This window comes from [Scytonema hofmanni] UTEX 2349 (assembly GCF_000582685.1).
Lineage (GTDB): Bacteria > Cyanobacteriota > Cyanobacteriia > Cyanobacteriales > Nostocaceae > Hassallia > Hassallia hofmanni.
This window is the reverse complement of record NZ_KK073766.1, coordinates 54,577-70,972: the sequence shown is the minus strand read 5'-3', so window position 1 is coordinate 70,972 and position 16,396 is coordinate 54,577. Positions and strand designations below refer to the sequence as shown.

11 protein-coding genes are annotated in these 16,396 nt (G+C 37.3%); 9 read left to right on the top strand and 2 right to left on the bottom strand.

The window, feature by feature from the left end:
- The first annotated feature begins 17 nt into the window (after positions 1–17).
- The 6 genes from TOL9009_RS0104225 to TOL9009_RS0104205 all read left to right on the top strand — a co-directional run bounded on the left by TOL9009_RS0104225 (position 18) and on the right by TOL9009_RS0104205 (position 10,764).
- Positions 18–869, top strand: coding sequence for a hypothetical protein (locus TOL9009_RS0104225; RefSeq protein WP_029631412.1), 852 nt, complete (start codon positions 18–20; stop codon positions 867–869).
- 277 nt (positions 870–1,146) lie between these two features.
- The gene (locus tag TOL9009_RS0104220) at positions 1,147–1,395 is read left to right on the top strand and encodes a helix-turn-helix domain-containing protein (protein WP_029631411.1); all 249 of its coding nucleotides are present in this window, start codon (positions 1,147–1,149) and stop codon (positions 1,393–1,395) included.
- Positions 1,396–1,559: 164 nt separating this feature from the next.
- Complete coding sequence (locus tag TOL9009_RS48820; RefSeq protein WP_242055493.1) at positions 1,560–1,883, top strand: hypothetical protein; 324 nt, start codon at positions 1,560–1,562, stop codon at positions 1,881–1,883.
- Positions 1,884–2,212: 329 nt separating this feature from the next.
- Complete coding sequence (locus TOL9009_RS37985) at positions 2,213–4,228, top strand: hypothetical protein (protein WP_242055491.1); 2,016 nt, start codon at positions 2,213–2,215, stop codon at positions 4,226–4,228.
- Positions 4,221–10,094 (top strand): DUF4433 domain-containing protein, encoded by a 5,874-nt coding sequence (locus tag TOL9009_RS0104210; protein WP_029631409.1) that lies wholly within the window; start codon positions 4,221–4,223, stop codon positions 10,092–10,094. The genes TOL9009_RS37985 and TOL9009_RS0104210 overlap by 8 nt, the downstream gene beginning before the upstream one ends.
- Positions 10,075–10,764, top strand: coding sequence for a macro domain-containing protein (locus TOL9009_RS0104205; RefSeq protein ID WP_029631408.1), 690 nt, complete (start codon positions 10,075–10,077; stop codon positions 10,762–10,764). Before TOL9009_RS0104210 ends, TOL9009_RS0104205 begins: the two co-directional genes overlap by 20 nt.
- Positions 10,765–10,962: 198 nt before the next feature.
- Here TOL9009_RS0104205 and TOL9009_RS46855 read toward each other — a convergent pair whose 3' ends face one another.
- Both TOL9009_RS46855 and TOL9009_RS42005 read right to left on the bottom strand, forming a co-directional pair.
- Complete coding sequence (locus TOL9009_RS46855; RefSeq protein ID WP_157162752.1) at positions 10,963–11,139, bottom strand: hypothetical protein; 177 nt, start codon at positions 11,137–11,139, stop codon at positions 10,963–10,965.
- Positions 11,114–11,467 carry a hypothetical protein gene (locus TOL9009_RS42005; protein ID WP_144238146.1) on the bottom strand — a complete coding sequence of 118 codons (354 nt, stop codon included), beginning with the start codon at positions 11,465–11,467 and terminating at the stop codon, positions 11,114–11,116. The genes TOL9009_RS46855 and TOL9009_RS42005 overlap by 26 nt, the downstream gene beginning before the upstream one ends.
- 600 nt (positions 11,468–12,067) lie before the next feature.
- Here TOL9009_RS42005 and drmD point away from each other — a divergent pair.
- The 3 genes from drmD to TOL9009_RS0104185 all read left to right on the top strand — a co-directional run bounded on the left by drmD (position 12,068) and on the right by TOL9009_RS0104185 (position 16,345).
- Positions 12,068–15,214, top strand: a complete 3,147-nt coding sequence (gene drmD / locus TOL9009_RS0104195) for a DISARM system SNF2-like helicase DrmD (RefSeq protein ID WP_029631406.1) — start codon at positions 12,068–12,070, stop codon at positions 15,212–15,214.
- Positions 15,215–15,255: 41 nt separating this feature from the next.
- Positions 15,256–15,738: a hypothetical protein gene (locus tag TOL9009_RS0104190; protein ID WP_029631404.1), complete on the top strand. Its 483-nt coding sequence runs from the start codon at positions 15,256–15,258 to the stop codon at positions 15,736–15,738.
- A gap of 76 nt (positions 15,739–15,814) precedes the next feature.
- A complete protein-coding gene (locus tag TOL9009_RS0104185) occupies positions 15,815–16,345 on the top strand; it encodes a hypothetical protein (RefSeq protein ID WP_029631402.1) in 531 nt (176 codons plus the stop codon).
- Positions 16,346–16,396: the final 51 nt, after the last annotated feature.

Sequence of the window (16,396 nt, the reverse complement as noted above, 5' to 3'; positions counted from 1 at the left end):
TAATACAGCGAGGTTTTATGGCAGTCAGATTCCTAGAAAATAAGGGCAGTGGCAATATCTTAGAAATTAGTCGAGCTAGGCTTTTAGAACTTACCCCCAATGTTTATCCCCTCACCTGGGAAGCGATTCTTTCAGGTAATGGTGATAGTGCAGCTATCTTGGGTGCAGGTTTTGCCGAGCGTGAAGTTTTTTTTGGTTTTGAGGGAGTTGACTTAACGCGCTACCAACTTCCGACAATCGACTGTTATGACATTGCTACTAATCCGCCAGAAAAGTTTTTAGCTTTACGCAGCCAATATCCAAACCTACAGTTAAATTATTTTTGCGATCGCAATCTAGCAGAATTAGAACTGACAAAACTTTACGCTCCAAATAGCCTGCGGCTAGTTTCAGTTCATGGAGTATTAGATTACTTGCAACCAAATGCGGTTACAACAACATTACTTGATATCGTGAAGGTGCAGCCAGAGGCAATATCGATACGGTTATTTTTAATGGGCAACCCGTGGTCGCGGAATTTTGCAAGTATAGAGCAACTGGCGATGGAATTAGATTCAATAGAAATTACTACCAGTGGCTTAGTCGAGTCGATTGATTTTGATATATTTTGTCGTACAGGTGTTGTGCAATTAAATATTTTAGATCAGGATAAAATTGAACATAATTTGTTACCAAGTTACGGCGCATCTCATGTAATGCCTGATAAACTAATTGGTTATTTCAATACTCAAGGATATCAGCTTGTTGCAACTGATGTGTACTCACTTTCAAGTCAGGATTTACAAGGGAATGAGTCGCAGAATCACAATAGTAATAAAGATGTATTTTTAGATAATCCACATGGAATGTTGTTATTTTTTAAACGATAGAATACTCATTTGAATCGAGCTAATCAACGAAAAGGTTATTTTACTTGACAGTGAATACCTGTTTCACCAATGAAACGGAGCCATCAGCAATAAACCGTTAGGTTAAATTCAAGTTCAACATCACTTAAAAAATTCCCTTAACTAAAGCATGAAATTTTACTATAAAAAACACAAATATCGCGTATTTACTGATGAATATTCAGGTTTCGTATGGTTAATATGTAGCAAATAATATAGCATCGGCTACTTAAACTAGTGGATCAAGTTTAGAAGTTAAATGACTATCAAAAAACCCTTGGCTATCAACCAGCCAGAGGTGGGGCAGATCATTCATGATTTGCGGCTTGCCTTCGGGCTTACGCAAGAACAATTTGCAGCCACTGTAGGCGTTACTTATACCACGATTAATCGTTGGGAAAATGGACGCTCTAAACCGTCACCAATGGCGATGAAGCTTATTGAGCTGAAGCTTGATGAGATGGGCAGTCAGGGTCAGGATTTATTGGCTAAGTATTTACCGAATTAGCTGTTTGCTCAGTTTTGGTATGGGCGGTGGGTTTTGCCCATCGCAGATTTAAGCCGCAAATTCAGGAGTATATGCCATAGCAGAGATTATCAAATCCCTAAGTAATATAAAAACCCAATTTCAAAATTTTTGACCATTTTCAATTACAAAATAGAGTATTAACTATGGCAGGTTATCAAATTCCACCCGGAACAATTGTCAATAATATCAAAAGTCTATTGCGGGAGAGGTATAAGCAAGGGTTTCCTATCATTAAAGAAATAATTCAAAATGCCAATGATGGACGAGCCACAACTTTAGAATTTGGAATAGTCAAAGAACTGGGAGATGCAGTTAAGCATCCCCTTTTAAAGATACCGGGACTATTTTTCCTCAATAATGGTACATTTTCTAAATCTGATAAAGAATCTATCAGGACTTACGCACGGACTACGTATTTCCGTCATTGCGACGCAAGGAAGCAATCTCAAAGTCTTGTTTTCTCGTAACAAGTGCGTAAGTCCTATCTATATCTTGCTTTGGCATTGATGCTAATGCTAAAGATAAAGGTAAAATCGGTAAATTTGGACTTGGACAAAAGAGTATTTTTCATTTTTGTGAAGCCTTCTTTTATATTGCTCGTTCTCAGGATATTCAAGAAGGTTGCGGTGAATTTATTAATCCTTGGGCTAATCGTGATGGAATTGATTCTAAACGCCCAGAGTGGGGAGAACTTTCTCTAGAAGATCGTCAGTTTTTAGAAAATTATTTGATTCAACAAAAGTTAGTAAAACCTAAGTATAGTTACTTTCTGTTATGGATACCACTGCGCCAAATAATGCCAGATGAACGTTGTATTTTGGCTAACTATTATAATGATGCCAAATCAGTGGAATCCAATCTACCTGAAGACATGAAAATGAGGATTGGGCAGTTATTACCATTGTTACGTCATATTAGAAAGGTTAGATATTGGCTAGAAAATGATCGTGGTTCTCTTCAGGCACAATTTTCTGTTACTTTAGATAGCCATAATCCCTGCGAACGTTGTATTTATCCCAATTCAGAAAGTGAAATAATACAACAAGATGAACATGATTTGCAAGGAAGAATTATCATTAGTACAGATGCAACAGGAATCCGGTTTGCAGGTAAAGAACGAATTTTACCAGCTAATGACTTTTCATTACTACTAGGTCAAGATCCAGAAAGCGTATCAAATACTTTTTGGGATGATTTACAACAATCATCTTATTGGACAAAAAGAGTATCAATTAATGAATCGGCGGAATCAGAAAGTATACCTGATAAATCAATCCCTCATTGTGCTGTGGTTTTTACCAAGCAATCCCCAAACAATAGACATAAAGCTAGATTAATGCTGCAATGGTCGGTTTTTCTACCTTTAGCTAGTGATGAAACTAGTTATAGTACAGAAGGAGCCGAACAAGAAGTCTATGAAGTAATTGATTGCAAAGGTGAGCAAGATTATACAATTTTTCTACATGGTTATTTCTTTCTTGATTCTGGTAGAAAGTATATTGAGGGATTGCAAAAAATTCGGACTGGTGGGTTTGTTCAAAAGACTCCTACGAATGAAGATGAAATGATAGCTCAGTGGAATTATTTGCTGGCTACTAAAGGAACTTTAAAAGTTTTTCTTCCTTCCCTTGAGAAATTTGTGAAAATTCATAGTTTATCTACTCCAGATATATCTAACCTTTCAGAAGCAATTTTTCGCTCACAGTTATTCAAAAGTAAAGTATACAAACAGAGTATTTGTAGCGAGACTCAGTGGGTATTTAGGATTAAAGCATCTCGTAGTGCTTGGGAACTAATTCCGGTTAATGCAAATGTGCGATCGCTACCTGGTGTTCCCCCCAACTGGGAAATCTTCCCTGGATTAAGCAATTTAGAAGAAAAATATTATTTAATTGACAAAGAACAACCTAATCTTCTGTCAAATGAAACATCTGTAGATTGGCAAAAGCAAGAAATTATTAATCTACTGACATCGTTAGATTTAAATTTGCTTTTTGCTCAACCTAAAAATGTCAACTACTTTGTGAATTTTCTCATCCAAAATAAACAACTTATTGGAAAATCGGAAATTCAAACCTGCCTAATAAATATAGTTCGAGAAGCATTTATAACCATTGGTATCGAAAACCTCCAACAAGAGCAATACAATGAAACTATTAAAAAAATAGTTGCATTAATTCATCCTGAAAAAAGGTTGAAACTTAAACAAGTTACTTACAATGGGCAAGCTATCCAACTTGTTTTAAACGCATTATATCAGCTAGATATTGAACAACCACTATTAATTTATGAATTATTTGAGCCAAATTCACCTGTTAGTACTGGTTCTTTGAGTAATGAACAAGTAAAATTTATTCTGACTTGTCTTAGCCAATTATTGATAACAGCAACTACCCAGCAGGTAGCTAAAAAAATTCTTGAGCAAATTCTTGAGCAGATTAATTCACTAGAAACTGTTTTAAACCTTGTGTCGAATATTGCCTTATTTTTTGGGTATAATCATCAGCAGAATCAAACCTATATTTACTCATACTTAAGTTTACAACAATACAAACAAAAATATTTGCTATTCCGAGGTGATAAAAGAGACTATGAGACACCTATTGCTACTGCTGTAAAAGCAGCATTACCAGAATGCAAACTGATTTTCATAGAACCAAAAATTTCAATGATTTTAGAAAAAACTAGCACTTTAAGAGCTATCCCTAAATTGGAACCTCAAACTTGCTTACAGCTTTTAGCCACAAAACCAGATTTAGGCAATTCCAGGCAACGAACTAATTTATTGAAGGAGTTAATTAATCATGTCTAAGCAATTGCGTTACTTGTTGCATGAAAATAAAGAAAAATACGAAGATATTACAACTCCTTTATATATCACTTCGCAAGAAAGTACAGTATGGCAAAAAGTTGGACAACAAGTTTTACAAATACGAGGTGAAGATTGGCGATTAATTGATCCGTTAATTGTTGAGTATATTCCTTCGGCTAAACGCCAAATAGTAAGAATTAAATTATTACAAACGGAAGAAGTTGTAGATTTAATTCGTGAGTTAGGAGCAGGCTGTGTAGATGGTAATTTGCTACAACCATCTGAGAGATATGAGCTATTGCGGCATATTAGGCAAAGACCTAGTAATCAAGAGTTATGGAAATCTCTACAACTCCATGAAACACTTAATGGTGAGCTAGTTCGTATTGAATCTGGCAAAATGTATTTAGAAAATCCAGATTTTTTCCTTGATGAACGCCTTAAAGAATATATTATACTGATTCGCCAAAACAAACAGGAAATAGACCAAGAGTGGATTCCATTTTGGACTCCTGATGAAGCAATAGCAACAATTGTAAATTTTGCCAATCCTGAAAAATACTGTGATTTGATTTTGAATGCTCTGCAACAATTGTCTACATTAGAAAAAGATAAATGGGAAAATGAACTAAAAAATCTTCAGTGGTTAGTGGATGTAGATAGTAAACCAATACAACCACGAGATGTAATCAAATTACCAATAAATTTAGTACGACATCAACAGATGATCTGTACTTTAGATAATACCAAATATAGTGAAATCTCTTTAAATGCCAGGATAAAAAATCATCCAGCATATAGTTATGTCAAAAACCTATTTACCTTTTGGAAGACAGAAACTATCCTGGAAAAATTTTTTGCTCGTTCCAAAAAAACATTAGATTACTGGCGTGATTTTTCTCCAGTAATTTTAGACGCATTGCAAGATATAGATATTTCTAAAATCCCAGCATTAGAAAGATTGCTTACAATAGAAAGATGGCTAGTTTCTACTGATAAGCTAATTGCTCCTCAACAGGTAATTGAGATTGTATCTAAAGAAATTAGTAAACATTTATTTACATTGGTTGAGATCAGTGAAGGTGAATATGCAGAACTATCACTTCTATCGCCAGATGTCCAAAATCACGATAGCTTGAAAATAGTCAAAAAGCTGTTTTCTCGGTGGAATGAAAATCATGTAATTGAGTTTATTCTGAGTCAGTCTCAACCTTACTTATATTTTGATATTATTCTGGATGCTTTAAGTAGTTTATTTAATAATGCAAATCAAAGGCTCTTTAAAGAGAATCATGAACAGCTGAAAATAGCACCGTGGCTTGTAGATATAGATGGAAATGCTGTTTATCCCGAAAATATTCTACATTATCCAGATATAAAAATAGAAATTGAAGAGTTACTATTAAAAATTTCTAGCTCTTACATAGCATCTTCACAATTAAATCAACAAATACGTAATTATGAAACTTGTTGGCAATGGTTATCTAAAGAATTATTTTTAACTCAAGAGCAAGTATTGTCAGAAATTGGGACACTTTTGAAACAAGCAGATGAGTATCAACTGGGACAATTTGAAAAAGATGAATTCCCGTTAGATGAAGTTTTGCAAGTATTTAACACCATTAATGTTAGTTTTCTGCCAGCTTGGAACTTCGTTCAAAGAGTTAGCTCAGAAGAATTTGAAAAATATCTACTTCCTAATTTATTAGGTAAAATAGATGAAGAAAAATTAATTAAAATTCTTCAAAATCTTGTTGACTTAAATAATGAACCTGAAGCAATTACGATTAAAGTTTTTAATTGTTACCTAAAATTAGCAGTCCAATATAATAGCTTTTCACAAATTATAGGTCAAATTCGTTTACTTAACCATCACAATCAGTGGCAAACACCTGATAGCTTAACTTGGGGAAATAGAGAAAATATTGATGGTGCTTATCTTCTCAATAAGGAGCAAACAGCAATTCTGCACCCTTATTTAAAAGATATGCAGAAAAATAATTCCTCAAATGCTTTACAAATTTCTGTAACAGCAACAGATGAAACAAACTCTAATGTTCTGCAAAATTACTTTCGGGCTTGGGAACAATATTGTCCTACAGAACCAATAGGTGCATTTTTAACTTTATTATATGGTAATGAAGGCAGTGTTAAAAACCTTGCTCATCTCTATTTAGGTAAACGAAATTTAGGCATCTTACGCCAAAGATTATTTGAGTTTCAACCCGTAGCAAATCGCACCTTTCGTATCTATGTAGGTCAGGCAAGCGATCGCACTAGAGAAGTACAATCTATAATGGGCTTTACTTTTAAAGCAAGTCTTGTAAATACTAAAAATCCTCCTCATCTTTTTGTTAACAAACTTGCACCTGATGTTACAGAAATTGAATTATTACCTATTCAAGCTCAACACTTTCTTCCAACAGAGTTAATAAATATTTTAAAGAACTCTACAAAAATCTTACTCAAAGAAGTTTATGAAGTAACTCCCTCATCACTAAATCAGATTTGGGAAGATTTATTAGAGTCCGATCAACTAGATATCCAAGTAGCAAAAAACTTTTTACTAGAAGGTGCGCCTTATGTAATGAGAATGCTAGGCGCACATCAACATATTCCTCTGATTAAAACGCTTTTAACAAATTGGGATAACTGCCGTCATCAGAGAGCAGAATTAAAGCAGCAAAATCGCTCCGTAGATAATATCGATAAAAAAATTGAAAATCTGATTTCTGAATTATCTCATTTACTAGAAGATGAATCTTCAGAAAGTGAAGAGATAAGAGAGCAATTATTAGAAGCTGTGCGAGCAAAGATAAATTTACACGGCTATAGATGTCAAAGTATTCCATTTGAGTTATTTCAAAATGCTGATGATGCAGTAGTTGAATGGCAGTTTATGTCATCCCAACAAAAACTGAATGATAGCAGAAAGCAATTTATTATTAAATTTGAGGACAATAAAATTCAATTCATTCACGCAGGTAGACCAATTGGTTGTTTTCAACATCCTGACCACCCAGAGAAACAATATAGAGATAAGGGATTTGAGCGCGACTTAGAAAAAATGTTAACTTTTAATATTTCTGATAAAGGAGAAGGAGTCACAGGGAAATTTGGCTTAGGATTTAAGAGTATTTATCTTGCTTGCAGAAAACCTTATGTACTAAGCAAAAATTTAGGTTTTACCGTTGAAGGTGGGCTGATACCATCACGATTAAATGCACTAAAAGCTAGTGAACTTCGAGGCGATTTTAAACGCTATATCGGTTTATCTGATGCAACAATTATCGAATTGAATCTTGAAGAGAATCTATCTTGGCAAAATGTACTTCAAGATTTCCAATCTGTAGCTAATATTCTGTTAGTTTTTTCTAAAGCTATCAAAACCTGTACATTTGTTGATCACTATCGTCAAGAAATTACTTTATATTGGAATCCTTCTACTGTTCTGAATCTTTCGAGAGTGGAAACAGGTAAATATCAAGCTGCAAGTAATATTCAAGATTCTATACTACTATGCCTAAAAACTGGCGAAGAAACAAAAGCCAGTTTAGTTTTAGGTCTTTTTGAGAAGAATGGTTGCCTTTATAATGCTTTACCAGAAAAGATACCAACTTTTTGGGTGACAGCGCCCACAAGGGAAGAGCTATTTCTAGGTTTTATATTAAATGCTAACTTTGACATTACTACAGGTCGAGAAAGTTTAGTGAAGTCTTCGGTTCGTAACCGTGAGTTAGCGCAACTTATAGGAGAGAATTTAGGAGAAGTTCTTTATAGCCTTTTTTGTGCTAGTGAGGGTAACTGGCAGGCTTTGGCAAAAACTTTTGGTTTTACGAATATTGATGAATATGAGTTTTGGAACTTCTTATGGAAGGAGTTGGCAGTTCGTTGGCAGCAAAAAGACCCCAGTGAAGGAATTGATATTATCAGTAATATGTTGGCGGGCGATCGCGCTATGGGTTATCTCATCACTCGCTGTCAGTCTTTACCCAGTGGTTTGTATGGTCGCTACCGTCAACTCGTCTCACTTGATAATGTGAACTATAAATTAACAGGTAAAATCTCAGAGCAAAACACTTTTTTACAAGTTGCAAATTGGACAGGTTTTCAGCAACAGTATCAAAATAATCTCATCGCCCATGATAAATGGCAAGAAGTTAAGAAACTATTAGGAGAAGATTTGGTTCAAACACGTTATGTTGTTAATGATTTACGGTTAGTTGATATATTAAAAAATGAAATAGGAAAGAGTCAGCCAAGAGTGGGAGCATCCCAAGCTATATATCTTGGTAGTCTGATTTCCAAAGATTTTCTTAATAACTTCAGTGCAGCTTATGAATTTAATGAACTTCAGAATTTTTTAGAGACAGTTTACTTTATGTCTAAAGCTGGTAGTTATTTGCCTTGTCAGCAACTATTAATCAGTAATTCCAATGCTATTGAGGAAAAATTGTTAGTTGATTTTGCACCAGATAGCCGCATCCTCCACACTGAATATAAAGATACTGCTTTAAATTTCTTCTATGCTTGTCGTTCCCGAAGAGACAGTATTTCCAAAGACGAAATTATTAGGTGGGCGCTACAGGCAACAACTGAAGAGCAGCGTAAAGCTGTATATATCTATCTCTTGCAGGGAGAGCAACGAGAAGAAATAGCATCTAGCTTATATGCTAATCGACAGCTTTATTGGTTTGCCAATGATAAACAGATAATAGACATACTTGAGCTTATGGTACTGATTCTCATTGAAAGAGGAGAAACTTTACCACCGATAAATATAGATGTTCCAGTACCTATATCAGAAACAGATGACTATAATCCTTTCTTTGAAATTCATACTAATTGTACCAAGGATGATTTTTCTTTACAGAGAACATCAGAACAAATAGAAGAATTTGCACGTAAACTTCAAGCGGGGCTAAATCGTCAAAATTCCTCTTGGAAAGGATACATCTACCACTTTACCCATGTTGAAAATGCTGTTTCAATTCTCACAGGTGAGAAACTACTAGCCAGAAATCTTTGTGGGAACTTCAGCAATTCAGCCGGCGCAAACCTTATCGACCGTACTAGAAGCGATGTAAAAGATTTTGCACGTTTCTATTGCCGACCAAAAACTCCAACTCAGTGGCATAATGAAGGATTAGGCAAACGTAGAGGAAATATTTATGCTCTTTGTCCTGTACCAATTTTCTTCCGCTTCGATATAAAGCGAGTGCTGGAAACTCATGGCAGCAAATGTGGTATAAGTAGTGGGAATCTTGCAGCTTCAGGCTCTCATTATGGTAACAGTACAACTTTCTTGGAGCAGTGTTTTGATTTTGATCATGTCTATTCTACGGAAGTTGGCAAAGAGACTTTTCTGAGAGCATCCCAACAAGAATTTATCGTTCATAATTACCTCGATTTTACTGAGTTTAATTTAGAGGATATAAGTATTATTTGTCGTACAACCCAGGATAAAGATACTTTACTAAAGCTCATTGGTACAGAATCAAAATATGCTAATCGCGTATTTCAAGAATTGGAAGTTGTTCGTGAAGGGAGTTTGTTCTATCATAATAATCCTTATGTAACAATTAACGATCGGGGGAATTTTATTGATATCCAAATTGATAACTACGATAAATATGGAAACATTAATGGAGAATTAATTCTTAGCTTTACAGAGCAGCTTCCATTTAATAGAGAAATTATTTCGCCGTTTAAAGATATTTCAAAAATTAACTTTGGACAATCTATTAATGTTAGTTCATCTCGTTTTATCCAGCTACAATATAAGCCTAATACTCCTATGAGTGTTAGGTTTCAAGAAAATGGTCAAGGATGGTTAATTTATACAAATGAGTCTCAAAGTTATTAAAGGCAATTTATTTACTTCAAATTGTCAAACACTAGTCAACACTGTTAACTGTGTGGGGGTGATGGGTGCTGGTATTGCATTGGAATTTCGCTTAAGATATAAAGAAATGTATACATATTATGTAGAAATATGTAATCAAAATTTGATGGATATTGGTAAGCTGTGGCTGTATAAATGTGACAAACATTGGGTTCTTAACTTCCCAACTAAAAAGCACTGGAAGAAACCATCAAAGTTAGAATATCTGGAATTGGGTTTGCAAAAATTCGTCGATACCTACATAGAAAAAAAGATAACTTCTATCGCTTTTCCTCTGCTTGGAACACAAAATGGAGGAATTCCCCAAGAGCAATCTCTAGAAATTATGAATAGGTATTTAGGTCAATGTGAATTACCTATAGAAATATATATATACGATCCTCATGCACCTGATGATATATTTAATGAATTAAAAACTGTTTTTCTTTCACTATCAGATAGAGAAATTGTAGAGGTAACTGGCTTGGGGAAAACATACATTAAAAAAGTCAAGCAAGCAATGCAAGAGGAAAGTATATGTAATCTATCTAAATTTTTATCAACGAAAGGAATAGGGATTACCACAGTACAAAAAACTTTACTCCTACTCCAAAAATTTTACCCAACTATCTTACCTAACACTGACCAATAAATTCTCATTCAAAATCTAGGTGCGGAAATATGAGCGTTCGAGTTGGGTTTTGTTAGTTGACGAGACAGATTGCAATACAAACGACATTAGCGATAGCGAGGAACGAGCGTCAGCTATCCCGAAGGGAATCGCGCGACAAAGGAGCAACTTGACCAAATGCTCAAAACCTGGGAGTGTTTGTTAAATTAGCAGTAGACATCACTCAATTTCAGCTTCCTGCCAACCTTTAATCGCTCCTACAATAAAAGCACCTACAGGGTTATCAATGGCTTTCTCGAACGCTTGAAGACCACCTTCTTTAACTGCGTTTACAACCCGTTGTTTCCAAATTTGGTCACTTTCTATACGCTCAATAACTTTTGTTGCTACTACCATCTGCCCTGTTGTGGTGTTGGTGGGGTAAGTCTGCTCTAGCTGTTGCAGAAGCTGCTGTATCTGGCAAGACACTGTTGATGCGATCTGCTAGGAGTTGCAAGTGTTCGTCACACTTCAGTTCAACGGGTTTGCCAAAACTTTGTGTTAGTTGAGATACGTTAACTTTAGGAATTCCGTAGACTTTGCCAGAGCGCCAATGAAGAAACCAGTCCGACTGGAGTTTTTCTCGTAATTCTCGTAGCCCTCTATTATCTGGCATGTCTTGAACATAGGCGGTGAACATATTAGCGGAAAGTTCTACCTTAAACCCGTTGAAGCAAATGGACATATCTAGCACTTACTTTATATCTGTGAAAATTTTGATGCAGTTTGTACCTCAGTGCCCTTGGTTATCTGAACTAAGGCAAGTACATTAGTACTGGTTAATTATTCTATATTTAGCGTATTTATTTACACTTTTTGGAAGAATACGCCATTCTCTAGATTTTTTTTATGTTCTAAGTTTTACTTTGTGGCTGGATAAGCGATCGCAGCGAAAGCTTCGCCTACAGGTATCTACAGATCAACAAAGGTCTGGTTTATTGGCCTCTGCTAAAAGCGAGAAACAGCACAGTTCAGCAACCTGCCCTCCTGACGTACACAGCGATGTCTACGATGGTCACTGAGCTTGTCGTTGGCGCAGCCTCTCGTAGAGAAGTGCGGGCTGCGCCTACGCAAACTACAAAAATTCCAATTAAAAAATTTATCATACATTTCACAGTTTGAGATACTGAGTGTGTTTTCACGACAGATGCTTTGCACCACTATCTTGAGAACACATCACTGATAATTTTGACTGTATAGGAAAAGAGAAGTAACAATAATAACAACACAAACCTGTTTTTGATAATTCCCCATTCCCTATTCCCAATCCCCAATTCCCCAAATCATGGCTATAGTCAGAGCTATCCCAGAACAAGGTCAACTGGTTAACGTTCGCTCCCGGCAATTCGTCGTCACGGATGTGCGTAATACGACTTTACCCACCAATCCAATGCTGAGTGCAGTGGAAAAAACTCAGCATTTGGTCAGTCTATCCTCCGTTGAAGATGATGGTTTGGGTGAAGAACTACAAGTAATTTGGGAATTAGAGCCTGGGGCTTTAGTTTATGAAAAGATGGAGTTGCCCAAACCCACGGGTTTTGACGCACCCGCAAGGTTAGATGCATTTCTCGATGCTGTGCGCTGGGGTGCAGCATCAATAGCTGATATTCGCACTTTACAATCCCCCTTTCGCAGTGGCATTGATATTGAAGATTATCAGCTTGATCCAGTAGTGCGAGCAATTCAAATGCCTCGCGTTAATTTATTGATTGCAGATGATGTCGGATTAGGTAAAACCATTGAGGCGGGGTTAGTTGCTCAAGAATTAATTATCCGTCATCGCTGTCGGCGGATTTTGATAGTTTGTCCATCTTCACTGCAAATTCAGTGGCGAGACCAAATGCGCGATAAGTTTGGTTTAGATTTCCGCGTCGTGGACAGTACCTTAATGAAGGAACTGCGAAGGAAGCGGGGAATTCACGTCAACCCTTGGCAGCATTTTCCCAGGTTGATTACCTCAATAGATTTTCTCAAACGCGATCGCCCTCTGCGCTTATTCCGCGAAATCTTACCAGGAGAAGGCGAACCGATGTATCCCCGGCGGTTTGATTTGCTGATTGTGGATGAAGCGCACAATGTTGCTCCCTCTGGCGGTGGAAACTATGCTGTTGATTCTTTGAGGACTGCGGCTATCCGGCTTTTAGTACCGCATTTTGAACACAAACTATTCTTGACGGCGACACCACACAACGGCTACCCCGAAAGTTTTACAGCCCTATTGGAATTACTTGATAGCCAACGGTTTGCACGGGGGGTATCACCCGATCGCAAGCAGTTACAAGTAATCATGGTTCGCCGTCTCAAATCGGAGATGAAAGGTTGGGATGGTTCTGACTTATTTCCACAGCGTCAGTTAGAAGCTATACCTGTAGACTATCCTGAAGCAGAACGACAAGCACACAGTAACCTGAAAAGATATACTGAATTGCGCTGCAAGGGAGTGGCAGATAATACAGAAAAATATGCGACTGAATTTGTCCTCAAGTTGTTAAAAAAACGGTTGTTTTCGTCTCCTCAAGCGTTTGCAACTACTTTGGCACAGCACGAAGAATCGCTAAAAAATGCCCGTCGCCGCACTTATAGCAGTTTATCTCGACCGACAGAAGGTATTTTGCGCCGCCAATTGGCACAAATTGAAGAAGATTTTGCAGATGATGAAGTTTATGAAGAATCGACAGATGAGGCAATTACTAATACAACTAGGTTATTTCGAGAACTGAGTGCAGAAGAACAGGCTTTGCTGCGACAGATGCGGGAATGGGCAGAAACGACATCGAGAGTGTCTGATGCCAAAGCCAAAGAACTACTTAACTGGATTCATACTCACATTAAACCTGATGGTAGATGGTCAAATGAAAGGGTGATAATTTTTACAGAATATCGAGCTACCCAGAAATGGTTATATAACTTATTTGCCACAGAAGGGTTAGTAGAAGGCGATCGCCTAATGACACTTTACGGCGGGATGAAGTCGGAAGACCGAGAACAGGTAAAAGCGGCGTTTCAAGCGTCTCCTGATATTTCCCCAGTGCGGATTTTGCTGGCGACGGATGCGGCGAGTGAGGGTTTGGATTTGCAGAATTTTTGTTCGCGCCTTATCCACTATGAAATTCCCTGGAACCCGAACCGGATGGAACAGCGTAACGGTAGAATTGACCGTCATGGGCAAAAAGCCTCTTTAGTGAGGATTTACCACTTTGTCGGCAAAGATTATCAACATAATACAACTGGGCTACGTCCTGGTGAATTAGAAGGCGATTTAGAATTTCTTATGCGGGCGGCGTTGAAAATTAACAACATCCGCGAAGATTTAGGTAAGGTGGGGCCAGTGATTGCGGCGCAGGTGGAAGAAGCAATGATGGGGTATCGCAGCGTTTTGGATACTTCAGTCGCAGAGAGAGAGTCTGAAGTTGTGCGGCGAATGTTGAAATTTGAACGCCAAGTGCGGGAGCAAATTGAAAAGCTGCGAGAACAGTTGAATGAGACGCGCCAGCATTTGCGATTGACACCGGATAATATTGAGGCGGTGGTCAAAATTGGTTTGGAATTAGCTCAACAACCACTTTTGATTGCAGGGAAAGTAGAGGGAGTTGCTGGGAAGGTGTTTTACCTACCACCATTAAAAAGCAGTTGGGCAGTTTGCAGCGAAGGTTTAGCCCATCCCCACACCAAAGAAATTCGTCCGATTGTTTTTGACCCGGAATTGGCGCATGGTAGAGATGATGTAGTCTTAGCCCACTTGAATCATCGTTTAGTGCAAATGTGCTTGCGCTTGTTACGCGCTGAAGTTTGGTCAAAGGAAGGTAGAAAAGCTTTGCATCGGGTGACGGCGCGTTTGGTTCCTAATTCGGTTTTGGATACACCTGCGGTTATAGCTTACGGTCGATTGGTGATTTTAGGAAGTGACCAGCAACGGTTACATGAGGAAGTAATCATGGCGGGTGGGTTGCTTAAAGAAGGGAAATTTAGCCGTTTGGGTGTAATGAAAATTCAAGAAGCTGTTTCAGTGGCTTTACCAGAATTAGCACCAGAAAATATCACAGAGAAATTAGCCCAGTTATGGGATAGTCACGCATCAGCTTTGATGCAAGCTTTGGAGGCACGGCTTCAAGACCGTAGTAAAAGTTTACAACGAGACTTAAGCGATCGCGCTCAAAAAGAAGCGGCTGATATTACAGCAATTTTAACGGAATTGCGTCAAAGCATTCTCAATGAACTGGATGAACCTGAGTTTAAGCAGTTGGAATTGTTTAATACCGCAGAAAGAGAACAGTTTGAGCGCAATGTCAACAGTCTTAAGGTGAGAGTAGAGCAAATTCCAGCAGAAATTGAGCGTGAAGTGGCTGCAATTCAAGCTAGGTTTGCAAATCCGACACCGCGACTGTTTCCCTTAGCGGTTACTTACTTAATTCCCCAAAAGCTAGCACGGTGAGTATAACTGTAAATATAATTACAAAATTAACTTGTGGAAATATGGTTAAAACACATTCGTTTGCAATGCTTGCACCTGTTCCAGAAATGCACTTGCTTTCAGCGATGGAGACAATAGCTAACTTAGAGCATGAATTAAGTGATGAAACGGTTAAAACAGCTTTCGGAAGTATGGATTTTGAGCTATTTCGTAAAGTTGATGAGTTGCGGGGAGATAAAAGTGTGGAAGTATTAATTTATGCTTCCCATTCAGATGCAGATCAACCTTTAGACTCAGAAGCATCTTGGCATGGTTTGTACATTGGTCATGTCAATTCTCGCAATGGCAGATATCCAGGTAAAGCTCAATTTCGTCCGCCATCTACTGCTACTGATAAGCCGACTTGGGCTAGTTTTTGGGAAGTGCAAGATTTGAAACCACTAACTTCTCCTAGAAAAATTGGCTCTTTGAAAGGTTTAGGTAAAAAGTCTTGTTATAATTCTCGCTTTATTCCTGAAGGGCCATTGTTAATTGAATATCCCTGAGATTTTTTAACTAGATAAATATTTATTAATAGTTCATCTCAAGTTCCTAACACATAATCTTAAAAAGAATAAAAACATGAGCAAAAATGGACTTATTGTTTTAGTACCTTACAAGACAGGACAAGAATTTTACTCCGAATATGATTATGAAAATGGAGACGATGAAGAAAATGAAGATTTTTTAGAAGCGGATGAAGATGAGAATTTAGCTTATCTTCCTGTTTATGTTGAAACAGAAGATCGGGATTTAGCTTTAATGGCTGTTGCTTACGAAGCTTGTCAATGCACATACGTAACTTTCTCGTCATCAATTTCAACAGCACAAGAATGGGAAGATAGAGGTTATCCAGGAACTGTAAAAAACCCAGGAGTGGATTTACCTGCTACCGATGAAGCTTTTGAAATCCCTGAACCGGGAGATTGTTTTTGTTGCGCTAGTATGGAAGACTACGAAGTTATCACACCAGAAGAAATGATAAAAAGATTAAAAATATCAAAAGCAAATTATATTATTGTGTATTTAGAAGATGATGATGACTTATGGGAAAGTTTCAATGATTGGTGTGTTAATTTTTTGAATTATTCTATTTTCTTACCTAAACAATAAATCTCTATTAGCTAAATTTTAACTTTCAAAACATCAGCCCATCCCCCATCC

Bases quoted from the DNA above. Each gene is read 5' to 3' on its own strand.
- drmD (WP_029631406.1), top strand. From the start codon at position 12,068: ATGGCTATAGTCAGAGCTATCCCAGAACAAGGTCAACTGGTTAACGTT.
- TOL9009_RS0104205 (WP_029631408.1), top strand. From the start codon at position 10,075: ATGAGTCTCAAAGTTATTAAAGGCAATTTATTTACTTCAAATTGTCAA.
- TOL9009_RS48820 (WP_242055493.1), top strand. From the start codon at position 1,560: ATGGCAGGTTATCAAATTCCACCCGGAACAATTGTCAATAATATCAAA.
- TOL9009_RS37985 (WP_242055491.1), top strand. From the start codon at position 2,213: ATGCCAGATGAACGTTGTATTTTGGCTAACTATTATAATGATGCCAAA.
- TOL9009_RS0104225 (WP_029631412.1), top strand. From the start codon at position 18: ATGGCAGTCAGATTCCTAGAAAATAAGGGCAGTGGCAATATCTTAGAA.
- TOL9009_RS0104210 (WP_029631409.1), top strand. From the start codon at position 4,221: ATGTCTAAGCAATTGCGTTACTTGTTGCATGAAAATAAAGAAAAATAC.
- TOL9009_RS0104220 (WP_029631411.1), top strand. From the start codon at position 1,147: ATGACTATCAAAAAACCCTTGGCTATCAACCAGCCAGAGGTGGGGCAG.
- TOL9009_RS46855 (WP_157162752.1), bottom strand. From the start codon at position 11,139: ATGGTAGTAGCAACAAAAGTTATTGAGCGTATAGAAAGTGACCAAATT.
- TOL9009_RS42005 (WP_144238146.1), bottom strand. From the start codon at position 11,467: ATGTCCATTTGCTTCAACGGGTTTAAGGTAGAACTTTCCGCTAATATG.
- TOL9009_RS0104185 (WP_029631402.1), top strand. From the start codon at position 15,815: ATGAGCAAAAATGGACTTATTGTTTTAGTACCTTACAAGACAGGACAA.
- TOL9009_RS0104190 (WP_029631404.1), top strand. From the start codon at position 15,256: ATGGTTAAAACACATTCGTTTGCAATGCTTGCACCTGTTCCAGAAATG.